Source organism: Chitinophaga sp. (assembly GCF_019236475.1).
Taxonomy (GTDB): Bacteria; Bacteroidota; Bacteroidia; order Chitinophagales; family Chitinophagaceae; genus Chitinophaga.
This window is the reverse complement of record NZ_JAFAIX010000007.1, coordinates 135,700-152,139: the sequence shown is the minus strand read 5'-3', so window position 1 is coordinate 152,139 and position 16,440 is coordinate 135,700. Positions and strand designations below refer to the sequence as shown.

The 16,440-nt window shown below is 45.9% G+C and carries 13 protein-coding genes; 7 read left to right on the top strand and 6 right to left on the bottom strand.

Annotated features, from left to right (window positions below):
* Positions 1–80: 80 nt before the first annotated feature.
* Positions 81–518: a hypothetical protein gene (locus tag JO154_RS10870; protein ID WP_291945086.1), complete on the bottom strand. Its 438-nt coding sequence runs from the start codon at positions 516–518 to the stop codon at positions 81–83.
* A 230-nt stretch (positions 519–748) separates the two neighbouring features.
* Between JO154_RS10870 and JO154_RS10865 the strand changes: the two genes are divergently transcribed.
* Positions 749–1,468 (top strand): hypothetical protein, encoded by a 720-nt coding sequence (locus JO154_RS10865; protein ID WP_291945083.1) that lies wholly within the window; start codon positions 749–751, stop codon positions 1,466–1,468.
* Positions 1,469–1,514: 46 nt separating this feature from the next.
* Here JO154_RS10865 and JO154_RS10860 read toward each other — a convergent pair whose 3' ends face one another.
* Positions 1,515–2,153: a class I SAM-dependent methyltransferase gene (locus tag JO154_RS10860; RefSeq protein WP_291945080.1), complete on the bottom strand. Its 639-nt coding sequence runs from the start codon at positions 2,151–2,153 to the stop codon at positions 1,515–1,517.
* Positions 2,154–2,269: 116 nt separating this feature from the next.
* Here JO154_RS10860 and JO154_RS10855 point away from each other — a divergent pair, with 116 nt between their 5' ends.
* Positions 2,270–4,270, top strand: coding sequence for a TonB-dependent receptor (locus JO154_RS10855; RefSeq protein ID WP_291945077.1), 2,001 nt, complete (start codon positions 2,270–2,272; stop codon positions 4,268–4,270).
* 348 nt (positions 4,271–4,618) lie between these two features.
* Here JO154_RS10855 and JO154_RS10850 read toward each other — a convergent pair whose 3' ends face one another.
* A complete protein-coding gene (locus tag JO154_RS10850; RefSeq protein ID WP_291945074.1) occupies positions 4,619–6,166 on the bottom strand; it encodes an MFS transporter in 1,548 nt (515 codons plus the stop codon).
* 130 nt (positions 6,167–6,296) lie between these two features.
* Here JO154_RS10850 and JO154_RS10845 point away from each other — a divergent pair, with 130 nt between their 5' ends.
* From JO154_RS10845 to JO154_RS10830, 4 genes are all read left to right on the top strand, one after another.
* Positions 6,297–7,607 (top strand): methyltransferase, encoded by a 1,311-nt coding sequence (locus JO154_RS10845; RefSeq protein ID WP_291945072.1) that lies wholly within the window; start codon positions 6,297–6,299, stop codon positions 7,605–7,607.
* A gap of 102 nt (positions 7,608–7,709) precedes the next feature.
* Entirely contained in the window at positions 7,710–8,168 is a 459-nt protein-coding gene (locus tag JO154_RS10840) for a DinB family protein (protein ID WP_291945069.1), read from the top strand.
* A 51-nt stretch (positions 8,169–8,219) separates the two neighbouring features.
* Entirely contained in the window at positions 8,220–9,242 is a 1,023-nt protein-coding gene (locus tag JO154_RS10835; RefSeq protein ID WP_291945066.1) for an LLM class flavin-dependent oxidoreductase, read from the top strand.
* A gap of 215 nt (positions 9,243–9,457) precedes the next feature.
* Positions 9,458–12,673, top strand: coding sequence for a S41 family peptidase (locus JO154_RS10830; RefSeq protein ID WP_291945063.1), 3,216 nt, complete (start codon positions 9,458–9,460; stop codon positions 12,671–12,673).
* A gap of 116 nt (positions 12,674–12,789) precedes the next feature.
* Here JO154_RS10830 and JO154_RS10825 read toward each other — a convergent pair whose 3' ends face one another.
* Complete coding sequence (locus tag JO154_RS10825) at positions 12,790–13,830, bottom strand: mechanosensitive ion channel domain-containing protein (protein WP_291945059.1); 1,041 nt, start codon at positions 13,828–13,830, stop codon at positions 12,790–12,792.
* A 105-nt stretch (positions 13,831–13,935) separates the two neighbouring features.
* Entirely contained in the window at positions 13,936–14,337 is a 402-nt protein-coding gene (locus JO154_RS10820) for a helix-turn-helix domain-containing protein (protein ID WP_291945056.1), read from the bottom strand.
* 86 nt (positions 14,338–14,423) lie between these two features.
* Between JO154_RS10820 and JO154_RS10815 the strand changes: the two genes are divergently transcribed.
* Complete coding sequence (locus JO154_RS10815; RefSeq protein ID WP_291945054.1) at positions 14,424–15,320, top strand: NmrA family NAD(P)-binding protein; 897 nt, start codon at positions 14,424–14,426, stop codon at positions 15,318–15,320.
* Positions 15,321–15,399: 79 nt separating this feature from the next.
* Here JO154_RS10815 and JO154_RS10810 read toward each other — a convergent pair whose 3' ends face one another.
* Positions 15,400–15,960 carry a ferritin gene (locus tag JO154_RS10810; protein ID WP_291945052.1) on the bottom strand — a complete coding sequence of 187 codons (561 nt, stop codon included), beginning with the start codon at positions 15,958–15,960 and terminating at the stop codon, positions 15,400–15,402.
* Between the last annotated feature and the right edge of the window lie 480 nt (positions 15,961–16,440).

Genomic DNA, 16,440 nt, shown 5'->3' with positions numbered 1-16,440 from the left:
CATCGTTACTTTGTATCGTAAATTTTAAAATACAAAACAAGTCAGCCATGGCACGCATCTCCCGTAACCATCAATCATCACTAACAAATTCCTTTGCGTTCCGCTGCTACGTTGCGTTTCAGCGCGCAAGCATTTTTCGCTGCTGTAAAATCTTCCATAAAAGCCAGCAAGGTTTCTTTCGTATAGCCGTCCCTGCTATCTAGTTCATAATGGACTTCCCCATTTATTTCCAAACTCATGACATAATATTCGGGTAACCGGATATCATCCTGGTAACAGTGGAGTGTAATGATAAGCTGTAATAATGGAATTTCCATGGTGCGTTTGCGGAACCATTTTACATAGTCGATCCGCAACTGCTCTTCTTCTAGCGACATACTTCTCGTGAATGCAGTTCTGATTTTATCAAAAGGGACATAGAAAATTGCAAGAACGAAAGCGCCCCTCATCAAGCTAGGATAACGGGAAAATTCCAGAAAATAATGCAGGTAACTCTGCTTTGTAGAAATGACTTTCATACACAGTATAGGATGTATCCCTCCATATTCAAGAAGTCTGCCAATTCCCTGCTGCTATCCCATTGCATGACAAGTATTTAAAAAATAAAAATTACAGAATCATTTTGAAATACTAAAAATATTAGTATTTTTGCAACAGACATATAAGTAAAGCCCTTCGGCACAAGGCTATTCGTAGACTTACCGGGGGCTTACTTTTTTTAATCACCTACTAATTTTATTAGTATGCTATGCCACTCGAACTGGAGCACATCAAAGATGGCCTGTACTATCGGTACAAGGGCCACATCATTCGCATTGAGGAAGTACACTACCCCTTCCTGCCCACCATGAGGCTGGCTATGGAAGCTATTCCCATAGAGAATAACGAGTTGTTTATGCTGGGATTTGAGACATGGGGAAAATCAGGGGAGTTTATTCGTCATCTTACCGACGGCCGGGAATTCGGATTAAAACGTACACAAAACACTGGCTGGTCTGTTTGGATCAATGGAGTAGATGTAAAAACAGAGCTTCATTTCATTCACGAAATACAGGAAATATGGCTGGTACTCTTCAAAGACGTACTACGACGGCGAGGAGATCATCCCAAACCTACCCTCAAACTGATGTATTACCTCATGCCCAACACTTCTGCCTCTGTTAAAATCGGCGTGTATGACACCGGCAGATACTCCGGTAAAGCCAAGAAATACAATGAAGTGTTACCCTATCAACAACAACTCTACTACCTCACCTGGGATTGCACCTTCCTCTTCCGAAATATCAGCTTCGCCATCTGGCTGATCGTTGAACCCACAACCCCTTCGGAAATACTCTTCGAATTAGATGGCAGAGCCTGGGGCCTTGAACTGGTGGCCGGCCGCGGCACCAAAGATGAAGACACAAGAGCCGCCGCAAAATGGCTGCACCACCACCTGGTTGAAAATGTGTTACGTAAGTTCGAATAACACACGGCCAATGTCCGTTGAAAGTTGACCTCCCTTCAAATGCACACTAACCCAATGTCTTTTTCTGCGCTACTAAAACCATATGCGTTTCCACCTCACCCCCACTCCGCTGAAACGCAATACTGAAATCCTGTAACAACACAAAACCCGCTTGCAACAACATCTCCTGTACTACCTCCAACGGATAATAATGGAAATAAAGCCTGTCGCCACTACTGCCCGTCTGATAACCAGACCGATCCTGCGCTCCAGGTACAAAACTGAGGTACAGCAGACCCGCGTCTTCCAATAATCCAAAACAATCCCGCATCAACTGCCGATTATCCGTTTCCGTGAGATACGGCATGCAAAATCCAATCACAATGCCATTGAAAGTAACAGGCAGGTGCGCTACTTCCCTACAATCCAATACCCTGCATTCCGCACTGGGATTGGCCGCTGCCGCCAGTTCCACCATGGCCGGCGCTACATCGGTTGCCAACACCTGCCAACTAGGCCGCTGCTGCAATAAATAACGAGTAATATTCCCCGGCCCACAGCCCAACTCCAATACCTTAGCAGTTTCCCCTAATTGCCCACAGAAATAATCGTAGGAATGATGGTAAATGTCCAAGTCCATGAACATCGCCTGGTAACGGGCGGCCAACTTGTTCCATATGTTAAACGTTTCCTGGTAATGATCCATGTTCCAAATGTAAGTATCCGTCAGCAGATTTCTTTTAACACAAACGACTATACGTACACAAACTTTTTGGGGATATATAAAAAGCAATTATATTTGTGTAAAAAATACAATAATTGTTGAAAAATCAATTTTTATTCCCAGCCCTGTGCCTATTAGCAGGACTTTCCACCCAAGCGCAGGATACAAGTTCCATCCATTCGGATAGCACCAAGCACCTTCGGGAAATCACCATCTATCAGGCACAAAAAACCACTCCTGTTACCTTCCAGAACCTGGATATTCGTACCCTAAAAGAGAAAAACACAGGACAAGAACCTGCTTTCTTGCTCGCTGAAACGCCATCTATTACTGTTTATTCCGATGCGGGCAATCAACAGGGATACGCCTATTACAGGCTCCGTGGCATCGACCAAACAAGGATCAATACCACCCTCGACGGCATGCCCCTGAATGAACCGGAAGACCAAGGCGCGTATTTCTCCAACTATCCAGACATTCTTTCTTCTGTCAGTAAACTACAAATACAACGCGGCGCAGGCACTTCTAAAAACGGAGCAGCCAGTTATGCCGGGAGCTTGCAGTTATTCTCGCCAGATCTGCAACAGCCCCGCAGCGCCGCCATTACGGCCGGTTATGGCGCCTGGAACAGCTTCCGCGTCTCTGGTGAATACAATAGTGGCGTAAAAAACAGAAAGGCTTTCTACGCCCGCGCATCCCAAGTACACACGGATGGTTATAAAGAACATGCATTCAACAACTCGCAATCGGCTTTTCTCAGTGGCGCCTACTTCGGCGATAAAAGTACCTGGAAACTGAACGGCATGGCGGGCCATCAACAAAACGGCATGGCATGGCTCCCGGTGGCGGACTCGCTAATAAAAATCAACCGTCGGGCCAATGCGAATACCAAAGCGGAAAAAGATGAATTCTTCCAAAGCCTAGTACAACTCCAACATCAACTACGCTTAAGCGAGCATGCAACCATCAATTCCAGCGTGTACTACACCTACCTCAACGGCGGCTACGGCTTTGATGGAAATAATTTTATGGGCCAGCCCTCTAATGGCAACCTGTTTCATTATAACTTCCGTTCTCATTTCACAGGTATATTCAGCAACTATACCCTCACCCGTAATCACCTCAACTGGACAACCGGCATCCACGGCAATATCTACACCCGCAGGCATCTAGGTAAAGATGATACCGCTGGAGAATTGTATCGCAACCGAGGTTATAAAAATGAAATAAGCGCGTTCAGTAAACTAGAATACAACCTCCAACGGTTTACCCTATACGGAGATCTCCAGTACCGCTACACTACTTTTGATTACAAAGGCAGCGTGCCCTTTGAGCAAATGCATTGGTCTTTCCTGAATCCCCGTGCAGGCGTATCTTTCAACGCAGGTAAACATACTAGTCTGTATTACAGCATCGGCAACACCGGTAGGGAACCTACCCGCAACGATATCTTCGGTGGAAATGATGACCTGGCAACGGATGAACAACATCGCCCACTGATCTACAACAGTAAGGCGGAATCGGTAACAGACCAAGAATTGGGCATAAAATGGCAATACCATCAACTGGCAGTACAGTTCAATGGCTATTACATGAAATTCAGAAATGAAATTGTATTGAACGGCCAGATTGGCCCTAATGGCCTGCTACTGACCAATAACGTGAGTAATAGTTTTCGTACAGGATTGGAATTTTCAGCTACCTATAAACCTTGTGCAGGGTTAACACTCACCAACAATGCTTCCTGGAACTATAGCAGGATTAAAGAAGATAAGACAACATTCAGTCCGGTATTAACACCTGCACTAATCATCAACCAAGAAGCTACCTACCGATTTAAACAGGTACTGGTAGGCCTTTCAGCACGTTATCAAGGCAAATCGTATATCGACTTTGCCAATACTGCTAGTATTGATGATTACCTGTTGATGAATGCCAGAATACAGTATATGCTTTCCCGTTATACTTTTTCTTTCCTCCTCAATAACCTGACAAATAAATTGTATTACAACAATGGCGCGGTAGATGAAAACGGTGCTGTAAAATACTTTGTACAGGCTCCCCGGAATATTTATGTAGCTGTAAGATATAGTTTCTAAAATAAGGATGGCCTCCTGCAAACCACTTGCAGGAAGGCCATCTCAAAGCAAAAACAAGCTTAAGCCCCCGCTTTATCTTATATCGCTGCGATTTTAAAAACCCTCATTTCCATGCATGCATCAACCTCCTTATCCACCTGATGCAAATTGCAACCTGCACCCACTTTATCTGCACCTATTTTGCTGATGCCTGTCCCCCCGTCACTGAGGATAATCGCCTCCAGTAAGCCTGTCTAGCTAAGATAATTGCTATCGCTAATCGGGAATGTAATCATGTTTTACACTGTAAAATTACAGCAGCCCTTTGGATCAAAAAGGTACTTACCATGCAAATAATGGTACTTTTCATCACTGTTCCGCGGATGACTTAGGTGTGCGAATAAAAATCCAGGCCATCATACTGGCTAGCAGTCCCAGCAAGGCGCATAGTTTCATGACCTTCCCATATGCATTAATAAAGGCATCACGGTAATTAGCTGCAATGGCTTTTTGATATGCAGCAGGTATTTGCGGCGGCACGGCAGCATCGCCCAGGTTCTTGGCTTGCGACACTACTGCTTCTTTGTCTGCCGGAGATAACGGTAAAGTATACACGCAAGAATGAACAGCATCGGAGAAAAATAATACGGCCAGCGCTCCAAAGATGGCAGTGGCAAATACACTGGCAATCCTCGTCACGGCATTGTTCACGCCGGAAGCAGTCCCGGACTGATGCTGACTAACAGCTCCCATCACCGCAGCCGTCAATGGAGATACCGTGATAGACATCCCCAAACCAAATACTAGTATTCCAGGAAAATAAGTGGTCCAATAATCTGGGAAACCTTTCGTTTGCTGGATGGTCGATAAGAGGAAAAGGCCCGCCCCTGCCACCAGTGGCCCCGTTACCAGGAAAAATCGGGGACCATACTTATCTGCCATAGCCCCCATCCACCTGGACAATGAAATCATCAATAAGGAAAAAGGCAAAAAGTTAAACCCCGATTCCAACTGCGTATAGCCTTGTGCCTGCACCAAATTGAGCCCCAAAAACAACATGCCTCCTCCCAAACCTGCATAGAGAAAGAAACTCAACAGGTTGGCCCCCGCAAAGATCCTGTTCTTGAAAAGTTTCAATGACATCATGGGATTGGGACAAGTGGCTTCCCGGACAATAAATGCGATGAGTAAAATAACACCTACTAACAGTGATCCATATACGGAGACAGCCTTCCATCCCGCCTGCGGCATGCGCAGAAAGCCAAAGGTCAATGCTGCGAGTCCGCAGGCGATAAAGATTGCGCCCGGATAATCAGGTTGACTGTCTACAGCATCTTCATCCCGCGTTTCTGCTACATGCTTATGAAGAAAGTATAATACAGCAAGCCCGATCGGTACATTGATAAAGAATATCCCCCGCCAGAGTCCGGCGTCGGCGAGAGCGCCACCCAATAAGGGGCCGCCCATGGTCACAAATGTGGTAAAGGCTGACCAAGTACCAATGGCCTTCCCCCTTTCATCCTGCTGGATACTGGCACTGATAATGGCCAAACTCCCAGGTATCATGAAAGCGCCGCCTATCCCCTGTATTACCCGACATGCAATCAACATCCCCGCTGAGGAAGCGAGTCCACATGCTGCCGACCCCATAATAAATATGGCAATCCCTAACGTGAATATTTTCTTGCGCCCTACCTTATCTCCCAATGCACCACCAATAAGGATTAAGGAGGCCAACATCAGCATATATCCGTTCAATACCCAGAACAGTTCTGCCGCAGAGGCCTTCAGCCCTTTCTGTAATGCTGGCAGCACAACATTCAGCGCAGTACCATCAATAAAAGCCATGGTGGAGGCTAGAATGGTGGTGACCATAATCCATCTCCCAGGTACACTACGTAAGGCAACAGGTTCCATGAAAAGGCGTTTATGAGTTCAAACATTAAAATAGAAAAATTGTTGCTGCGCGATGGCCATCTCTCGAAAAAATATCCTGTGAAAAAGTAAAGCAGTGTAATGCAGTAATTTATAGCAAAACTAATTGCATATGGCTACAGATTCCATGTCCTTCAACCACGATAATTTTAACCAGTTTCTTCATCAGTCGGATGAAAAAACCGTTATCATCAATAGTATCCTTAAAATTATCAGTCAGGAATCCTGGCAGTCATGCCTGGAAATAGGCGTTGGCACAGACCCCGTTTTCTCCAGGAATCTACGCCACCTCTTTCATGATTATACGATCGTAGAAAAAGATACGGAAGCACTGCAATTACCAGATGATATCACCCTCGTCACTGGTGCCTGGGAGGATGTACAACTAGAGAAAAAATTCGACGTCATCATCGCTTCCCACGTATTTTACTACCTGCAACAAAAACGCAGTGCCATCGACAAAATGCTGGATTCCCTCACAGACAATGGTATCCTCATTATTGTGGTGAATGGCCAGGAGGAAGACTATGGCCCCTTAAAAGAATTTTTCTACCAGAATATCCAACGGGATTATCATCCTACCTATCCGCAGATTGCCAGTGCATTAACCGGCATTCCGCATATTACATTTACGATTCCTGCTGCTATTCACTATGAAGATTATGATACCCTGTATCAATCACTATCCCTGTTTTTCGATCAATACCCAGTGCCTTATAGTCTGCATAAACACAGTATCATCAACTATCTAAAACAAACCTTACAAGATCAACCTTTCAAAGTATACCAGAAAGTAATCGTCTGCCGCAGGAAATTTGCGCCGTGGCGTTACCTCTTGGATCATCCGGATTACGAGATACCGGTGAAGGATATACGATTACACATATTGGATGGCGTATTTTCTCCGGATGAACAACTTACTAGATCCACTCCTTTCCTCATGAATTTCCTGCCAGACATGCAGGAAAAAGCGGTACTGGACATAGGTTGCGGCTCTGGCATACTCAGTATTCTGGCTGGTAAACAAGGCGCATCTAAAGTGGTAGCCGCAGATATCAGCGCCAAAGCGGTTTCCAACACGTTGATGAATATTACGGTTCATCACCTGGAAGATAAAATCACGACGGTGCAGTCTGATCTATTTGATAATATCAGCGGGAAATATGATTATATCTTTGGTAACCTTCCCATCCTGGAAGACATCTGGCAAGGCAACAATTCTACGATAGTGCTGCTACAACGGTTCCTAGCGGAAGCAAAGGATTATCTCCTTCCCTCTGGGCGACTTTATTTCAGTTGGGCTTCCTTTGCGCCTATAGCGCCAGTACTCAGTATGTTACAAACACTCAGCTATCGGTATAGCATGCACGCTTTTCCTGTCAACAATACCATGTGGTACGTTTTTGTAGTGGAACTACCTTAGTTTTTATATTGTCCGTTTTAGTTCCTAAATTGGCAGTGCAATACTTACAGCCCTGCCTGCAATTGCTTTACTTTGCAGCCTTATCTAAACCTCATTCCCATTATGAAAAATGCCATCACGATCATTCGTAATTATCGCACCCAGGCCCTTGAACTGTTTGATACGTTTTCAGCAGAGCAATTAAACCTGATTCCAGAAGGCTTTAACAATAATATCCTCTGGAACCTGGGCCACCTCATTACCTCCGACCAACAAATTTGGTATAGGGCCAGCCATCAACCCTACCGGATTAATAAGGAATTCATTGAAACATTCCGTCGTGGTACCAAACCAGAACAAGCATACGATCAAGCGCAAATTCAACAGGTGAAAGGCTACATGATTCATACCATAGATGATTTTGTGGCGGATTATAATAGTGGTTTATTTAAGGAATATACCAACTGGACACCCTTGGTAGGTGGAGAGGTGACTAGCCTCGATGAAGCCATTGCTTTTTCCGCCTTCCATCACGGTTTGCATGCCAGCGCCATCAATCGCATCAGAAAATTTATCCGTTAATAGAACATATTGCGTAGTTTGAATGTCTGAATATAGATAATCGGACATACTATGGAAGTAGGAATAGATAGTTTCGCTGCCACCAAATCGCAGAGTGGCCAGCATGATCCCGCAGCGGATATGCGGGAAATGGAAAATTTGCTGCGTCGCATTGATCTCGCAGACCAGGCAGGATTGCATGTTTTCGGGATTGGAGAACATCACCGGAAGGAATTCCTGGACTCCGCTCCCACGATGATATTGGCGGCGGCCGCTGCTCGTACCAAAAATATCCGCCTTACCAGTGCAGTAACCGTGCTCAGTGCGGCAGATCCGGTGCGTGTATTCCAGAATTTTGCTACACTCGATATCATTTCCGGAGGGCGCGCTGAAATGGTGGTGGGCCGCGGTTCCTTCGTGGAAGCCTATCCCCTCTTTGGTTTCAACCTCCAAGACTATGATGAGCTTTTCGTAGAGAAACTAAATCTGCTCCTCCAAATCCGGGACCATGAATCCGTGCAATGGAAAGGCAAATTCAGGGCTCCCCTTAACAATATTGCCATCTATCCTCGTCCTGTTCAGGATCCGCTGCCTATCTGGCTGGGAGTAGGCGGTACGCCGCAATCCTTCGCTCGTGCAGGTACTTTAGGCCTTCCACTGATGGTGGCCATCATCGGCGGTGAAACCCATCGTTTCCGGCCCCTGATTGATATCTATCGAGAAGCTGGCAAGAAAGCTGGGCATGCGCCCGAAAAACTGACGGTAGGCCTACATTCGCTGGGCTATATCGCTGAAACCTCACAACAAGCCAGGGATGAGTTTTTCCCAGGCTATGCAGAAACTTTCACCAAAATTGGCAGGGAACGCGGCTGGGGCCCCGTAACACGCGGCCAGTTTGAAGCACAAACCGGTCCTACAGGCGCCTTGCTGGTAGGAAGTCCGCAGGAAGTAGCAGAAAAAATATTGCGGCATAGCGAAGCCCTCGGTGGTATATCCCGACTCACTTTTCAAATGGACAACGCCAACCTGGCCCATGAAAAACTAATGAATTCCATCCGCCTGATCGGAAAAGATATTGTACCACTACTGCGGTAATAACGTGTAGGCACGTACGAAAGACTTAAATTTACGGCCTGTCGCCCCTGCCCACTGGGCAGGGGCGAGAAAAAAACAGTTGCTTGTTTTTTTAATTATTTAGTGAGACACGTAGTCTTCGGCCCTCCAATCTTCCACATTTCATCGCATGAAATTCCCTTAATTTCAACTAAATTTAACGCTGGAAACAACTGTACTAAAGCGATTATCAGCCAATGAGAAAATTGATTACAGGAGCAGCTTTACTGCTAACTACTGCATCCTATGCCCAGGATACTGCATTATGGCTTCGCAATCCAGCCATCTCCCCGGATGGGAAATCCATCGCTTTCGGCTATAAAGGAGATATTTACAAAGTAGATGTTCAAGGCGGAGTAGCCACTCCACTTACCATCCATGAAGCGCATGATATGATGCCTGTATGGAGCCACGACGGCAAATGGATAGCCTTTGCCAGCGATCGGTATGGCAACTTTGATGTTTTTGTAATGCCCTCCACTGGCGGCACTCCTGTCCGACTCACAGAGAACAGTGCAGCAGATTATCCATACGATTTTACACCCGACAACAAACAGGTACTATTCGGCAGTGTCCGCAATCCTCCTGCGGCCAATATCCGGTTTCCATACAGGGCCTTTAAAAACATGTATACAGTACCTGTTTCCGGTGGACGGGCCACGCTACTAAGCGCTGCAGGTGCTGATCGCGCAAAGTATAATAAAACCGGTAACCAACTGGTATTCCAAGATGCAAAAGGGGTAGAAGATCCATTACGTAAACATCACGTCTCCTCTATTACGCGAGACATCTGGATACTGGACCTCCATAAAAATACCTATACTCAAATCTCAGATTACGAAGGCGAGGATCTCAGCCCAGTTTGGGGCGATGATAACCAGGTATTCTACCTGAGCGAACGGAATGGAAAATCCATTAACCTGTTCAAATCTTCCACCAGCACTCCTGCCAAGGTGGAACAGTTGACGAATTTCAATACGCATCCGGTAAGGGATCTGTCCCGCGCAGATAACAACACACTTTGCTTTACCTATAACGGTGAAATATATACGCTGAAAACGGGAGAACAACCGCGCAAACTGACGATCAACATCCACAACGATGAGAGAACGGTCAACTCTAGTAACCTGCCCATCAATGGCAATATTACTTCTTTCGCCATCAGCCCTAATGGCAAAGAAATGGCCTTTGTGGCACGAGGAGAAGTATTTGTTACCAGTGTGGAAGGCAATATGACCAAACGTATTACCAATACGCCTCAACAGGAACGTATGGTCAGTTGGTCTCCGGATGGAAAACACCTGATATATGCTGCGGAGAGAAATGGTAGCTGGGATATCATGCAAACCAGTAAGGTACGCCCAGAAGAGCCCTATTTCTTCAATGCTACGCTGCTGAAGGAAGAACCAGTAATAGCAACGGAAGCGGAAGAATTCCAGCCCCTGTATTCTCCAGATGGTAAGGAAATTGCCTACCTGGAAAACAGAAATATCCTGAAGGTATATAACATCGCATCTGGGAAAAGTCGCACGATCATTCCCGCTGGCAGGAACTATTCCTATGCCGACGGCGATATGAACTTCTCCTGGAGTCCTGATAGCAAATGGCTAGTATCCGATGACCAGAGAGGTTTCACCATTGTTAAAAATGCCGTCATTATCGCTGCAGACGGTCAATCAGCTCCTGTATACCCTATGAGTGGCGCTTTCGGAGAAGATAATATGCAATGGTCTGCCGATGGCCGTATGCTCCTGTTTTTAAGTGTCCGCAATGGTCGCAGACCATTGGCCCTACAGGGCCTCGCGGAATCCGATATATACGCTGTGTTCCTGGACAAAGCAGCCTACGACCGCTTTAAGCTCTCTAAGGATGAATTCAATCTCTTAGCAGGTACGGATGCAGCAAAAGATAAACCCGCCAAAGATGCCGACTCCGCCAAAACCAAAGCACCTTTCCAGCCTGATTTCAGTCACCTAGATCTGCGCCGCGTGAAGCTCACCGTCAACAGTGCCAGTATCAGCGATTTTGCCGTCAATAAAGACGTGAGCAAAGTATACTACATGGCTGCTTTTGAAAGCGGGTATGATCTCTGGGTAACAGAACCTCGTACCGGCGATACGAAAATTCTCGCCAAGCTTGGCGGCACTCCCGGCGATATCGCTATCAGCAAAGATGGAAATACCCTCTTCGTCAGCAATCGGGGCGGCGTGGTGAAAGTAGATGCCAACAGCGGTAAAATTACGCCCGTGAATATTGGTTCTGAAATCGTATTACAATCAGCCAAAGAGCGGGAATACATCTTCCAACACGCCTGGAAACAGGTGACAGCCAAGTTCTATGACCCCACCATTCGGGGCATCGACTGGAAAATGTACCGCGATAATTACGCCCGTTTCCTCCCACATATCAGTAATAACTACGACTTCGCAGAATTATTGAGCGAGTTATTGGGAGAACTAAATTGCTCTCATACAGGGGGGTATTACAAACCAGTGTACAACAATCCGGATATCACCTCCTCACTGGGACTCCTATACGACGAAAGCGATAAAGCTGAAGGCCTGAAAGTCACGGCTATATTGGATGGCGGACCATTCGACAATGCCACCAGCAAACTAAAAACGGGCGATATCATTGAGAAAATTGATGGCATCAACGTCAGTAATCGCCAGGATTGGGCGGCTTTATTGAATCGTAAAACGAATCAAAATATACTCATCAGCTTCCGTAGTGCAGGTAGTAAAGCCCTGACAGAGGAAGTAGTAAAGCCTATATCTCCCCTGGCAGAACGCGAACTGATGTATAACCGCTGGTTGGGTCAAATGCGCCATGTAGTAGATAGTATAGGTAAAGGTCGGGTAGCGTATGTGCATGTACGTGCCATGGACGATGCTAGCTTCCGCACAGTTGTAGAGGAAGCCATGGGTAGGTACCGCGATAGAGATGCATTGATTGTAGACACGCGTTTCAATGGTGGCGGCTGGCTCCACGATGATTTACATACTTTCCTCAGTGCCAAAAAATACCTGGAATTTGCGCCGCAAGGCAATAAAATAAAAGGTGGTGAGCCACTGATGCGCTGGCATGGTATCAGTTGCGTAGTGGTCAATGAAGGCAATTACAGTGACGCCTATACGTTCCCATACGTTTACAAGCAGGATAAATTGGGTAAAGTCATTGGTATGCCTGTTCCCGGCACTGGTACCTCTGTTTGGTGGGAAACACAAATAGATCCGACCATGGTATTTGGCATCCCTATGGTGGGTAATATCGGTCATGAAGGTAAACCAAATGAAAACATACAATTGGAACCGGATATCAAGGTACCACTGCGATATGAAGATTTCCTCAACGGCCGTGATACGCAGATTGAAGCTGCCGTGAAAGAAATGCTGACGGAACTCAAAAAATAATCAATGGGCGCAAGCCCACCCGCGCGAAGCGCGGAACTCAAAAGGGCTGCCGACGGCAGCCCTTTCAATTTTAGCCACTGGTATGGGCCTGATTAAATTCTCTTTTATTCCTATGGCTACTTCTCCAGCTCAGCGCGGGTCTTAGGCAAGCATTCAGGATATTTCTCACTAATAAATTGCAACATTTTTTCTCTAAGCAAACAACGAAGATCAAACGCATTACCGGAACTCGCCGCACTAATCAGGCAACGCACCTCCATCGTTCGTTCAGACGTATTCGTTACCTGCATTACTTTTACCCTTTTATCCCACAAAGGAGAAGTGGTTACCAATCGGTCGAACTCCACGCGCAACTCATCCACTGAGGCCGTATAATCCAAGTATAGAAAAGCAGTTCCCAGAATTTCAGAATTATTCCGCGTCCAGTTCTGGAAAGGCTTTTCAATAAAATAATTGATAGGCAGAATGAGTTTTCGCTGGTCCCAGATGCTTAATACCACATAAGTAAGGGTAATTTCTTCCACACGTCCCCACTCTCCTTCCACAACCAATACATCATCAATACGAATAGGCTGCGTGAAGGCCAACTGAAATCCTGCCAGCAAGTTTCCCAACGATTTCTGCGCAGCAAAACCGATGATAATACCGCCCACGCCCACACCTGTGAGCAAGCCAGCACCCAGTTTGCGCATACTATCAAAGCTGAGGAGAATAATACAAGCCGTTACGATCAAAATCACGCCAATCAATAGTTTGCGTATAAACTGCAACTGTGTCCTGATCTTCCTTTCTTTCAGGTTGTTGGATTTCTTCAGATCGTAGGTATTGTAGAAATAATCTTCCATCACAAGCACCACACCGATGATCATAGCGGCAAACGCAATGGTGAGCGCGATTTCCGCTACCCTGGAAAGGATTTCCTCGTATTTGGGCATTATCCGCATCAAGGGAATGCTCATGTTGAGCAGCAATATGGGCATGAAATAGTTAAAGGCCTTGCCCACACGCAATAATACACTCTTAATGATGGAGAATTCGCTGCTTTTCCGTACAGAACGTCGGATAAAATACGACAGCAACCACTTAATCAGCAGTCCTACTAAAACTGCAACACCTGCCAGTAGAAGATTCCATAGGAAACTGGGCAGGTGGTCCACATTTTCTATAAATTTATTCCACATGAACGCCTGAGGCACAAAGATGGTGCCGTTACACGCCGATGGACCGAATCCTTACCGGATTTTAATAACGAGATAAAATTCCTATAGCGGGAAATTTTTCATATCCCGGGTATTTTCCTGATAAGCTTCATTATAACCTCCTGGTCCCAATGCCCATTCCGCCATAGCATAGAGTACAGGACGCAAGCCCTCACCGGAAACAGAAAGGGAATACGTAACAACAAGCGGGACTACAGGTTTCGCCTCTCTAATAATCAGTTGATCCGCCTCCAACTGCCGCAATTGCTGCAGCAGCACTTTTTCCGAAATACCTGGGAGCGCTCTTTTGATTTCACTGTAACGCTTAGGGCCTGTCAGTAATTTATAAAGGATATTAGCTTTCCAGTAGCCCCCAATTTTTTCCATCACAAATGTAAGCGGGCAACGTGCGAAGGCTAACTGTTTGTTTTCCTGTATGGTGGAGCTTTCTTTTATCGCTGTCATGAGTACCTACTTTAGGGTAAGTTATTGTTCAAAAGTACACCGCAGAATACCTTTGCTTCAACAAAATAACACAAAAAAAGAAACATATGAAAATCATCATCACAGGATCAATAGGAAACGTCAGCAAACCATTAGCAGTATCTTTACTGGCACAAGGCCACGAGGTGCGTATCATCACCAGTAACCCTTCAAAAGCAGCAGCAATTACAGCCTTAGGGGCTACTCCCGCCATAGGTTCCCTGGACGACCAGGCATTCCTTCTCCGTACCTTTTCCGGTGCAGATGCAGCATACCTGATGTGCCCTCCCAAACTGAACACGGACGACTATATCCACTATGTATCTGTCATTGCCCGGAACTATGCAGCAGCATTGCAGCAAGCCGGTGTAAAAAGAGCAGTGGTACTTAGTAGTATGGGCGCTCATCGCAGCGAAGGCCACGGACCTATTGCCGGCATTCACCAAATGGAAAAAATCCTCAGTGAAGTAAAAGGAACCGCGATCACCTTCCTACGCGCCGCTTTCTTTTACAATAACTTCTTTGGTAATATCCCAATGGTGCACCAAGGCGGTATTATTGGTAATAACTATCCGGCTGATAGCAGGCTGATTATGGTACATCCTACTGACATAGCGAAAGCCGTTGCAGAAGAATTGTTGCGCCCATCTACGGGAACGGATATACGATATGCTGCCAGCGACGAACGTACTGCCGGTGAAATCGCTACCATCTTGGGGAAAGCAGTAGGCATAGATGCCCTGCCTTGGGTAAATTTCGAAGATGATGCAGTAAAGAATGTACTGCTAGGAAATGGATTCTCCCTTGAAATGGCCACTCGCTTCGTGGAAATAGGCGTTGCCGTTCGCAGTAAATTCCTCTGGGAAGAATACGATAAAACCAATAAGGTACAAGGTATCCGACTGGAAGATTTCGCGCAGGAATTTGCCGCCAGGTTTCATGCACCAGTGGCTACGCAAGATTAATAACACCCACAATACAAACGCCCTCTCTGCTGCACACAGGAAGAGAGGGCGTTTGCTTTTATATTGGAAGACACCTGTTCTAAGGCCTCCTGGAAGGTCCGGTTGTTTTTGATTGTGCCAGCATCACTTCATCCGGCAATTGCGCCAGGTCCCTATCGAGCGAATACAATGCTTCGGCCGCAGCATCCTTGCCACCTGCCACTTTTATCTTATCCAACAACAGTAGCGCCAGGGCTTCTTCTTCCGTTTGTTCCTGCACAAACCATTGCATGAAATGCCAAGTGGCCCAGTCTTCCTCCTCCATACTCATTTTCACCAGTTTGTAGACGCCTTTTGTATTTCCCACTTCTTGCTGAAAGATACGTTCAAAGCAATCCTGCACATTATCGGGATCCGACTGTGGCTTCGGTACCGCTTCAATAGCGGGTTTGGCGCCACGTTCAATGATGTACTCTATGAATTTCATCATATGATTCCGCTCCTCTCCTGCATGTCGGAAGAGAAATTTGGCAATACCGTTATAGCTCTCATCGGCCGCCCATACGGCAAAGGAAAGGTAAGTCTGTGCTGCCAGCGCTTCCTGCGTCATTTGCTTATTCAGCCCTGTCAGCAATGTTTGGGAAAGTCGGTTTCTATTCATGATGGCTTTTTGTGGGATAACAACCATTTGGTTTTGAGGGTTCATTCAAATGGGGAGATCCAAAAGACATGGACGTTGCAACATTTATAAATTTTTTTTCCTTCCATTAAACATTATCACCCTATCTCTGTTAGTATATCCGACGTAGGCACAACATACCATTTAAAATCATGGAGTTATGAACAAAGCCTGAAGGGCGGAAAACCTTATCTTAAGCAGCAAACAAATCATCATCATCCAATTTATTACTGGTTAGCCACCTCATTTCCGGGAATAACCTGGATACCCAATGTGGTATCTAATCCTGATAGGTGTATATAGGCGCAGGCAATATCTGCACCAGCATCATCTTTTCACTGAAATTATATTTCTCCGGTAACACGCTAGCAACATTTTCTGCGGTTCATTTACGCAGCAGGAACAGTGTACATGAAGTTTTGATGATTGCTAATTTGTTTATGCTTAGGAACGGTAGCGTCT

Bases quoted from the DNA above. Each gene is read 5' to 3' on its own strand.
- JO154_RS10850 (WP_291945074.1), bottom strand. From the start codon at position 6,166: ATGGAACCTGTTGCCTTACGTAGTGTACCTGGGAGATGGATTATGGTC.
- JO154_RS10840 (WP_291945069.1), top strand. From the start codon at position 7,710: ATGAAAAATGCCATCACGATCATTCGTAATTATCGCACCCAGGCCCTT.
- JO154_RS10830 (WP_291945063.1), top strand. From the start codon at position 9,458: ATGAGAAAATTGATTACAGGAGCAGCTTTACTGCTAACTACTGCATCC.
- JO154_RS10815 (WP_291945054.1), top strand. From the start codon at position 14,424: ATGAAAATCATCATCACAGGATCAATAGGAAACGTCAGCAAACCATTA.
- JO154_RS10835 (WP_291945066.1), top strand. From the start codon at position 8,220: ATGGAAGTAGGAATAGATAGTTTCGCTGCCACCAAATCGCAGAGTGGC.
- JO154_RS10820 (WP_291945056.1), bottom strand. From the start codon at position 14,337: ATGACAGCGATAAAAGAAAGCTCCACCATACAGGAAAACAAACAGTTA.
- JO154_RS10860 (WP_291945080.1), bottom strand. From the start codon at position 2,153: ATGGATCATTACCAGGAAACGTTTAACATATGGAACAAGTTGGCCGCC.
- JO154_RS10845 (WP_291945072.1), top strand. From the start codon at position 6,297: ATGGCTACAGATTCCATGTCCTTCAACCACGATAATTTTAACCAGTTT.
- JO154_RS10870 (WP_291945086.1), bottom strand. From the start codon at position 518: ATGAAAGTCATTTCTACAAAGCAGAGTTACCTGCATTATTTTCTGGAA.
- JO154_RS10810 (WP_291945052.1), bottom strand. From the start codon at position 15,960: ATGAATAGAAACCGACTTTCCCAAACATTGCTGACAGGGCTGAATAAG.
- JO154_RS10865 (WP_291945083.1), top strand. From the start codon at position 749: ATGCCACTCGAACTGGAGCACATCAAAGATGGCCTGTACTATCGGTAC.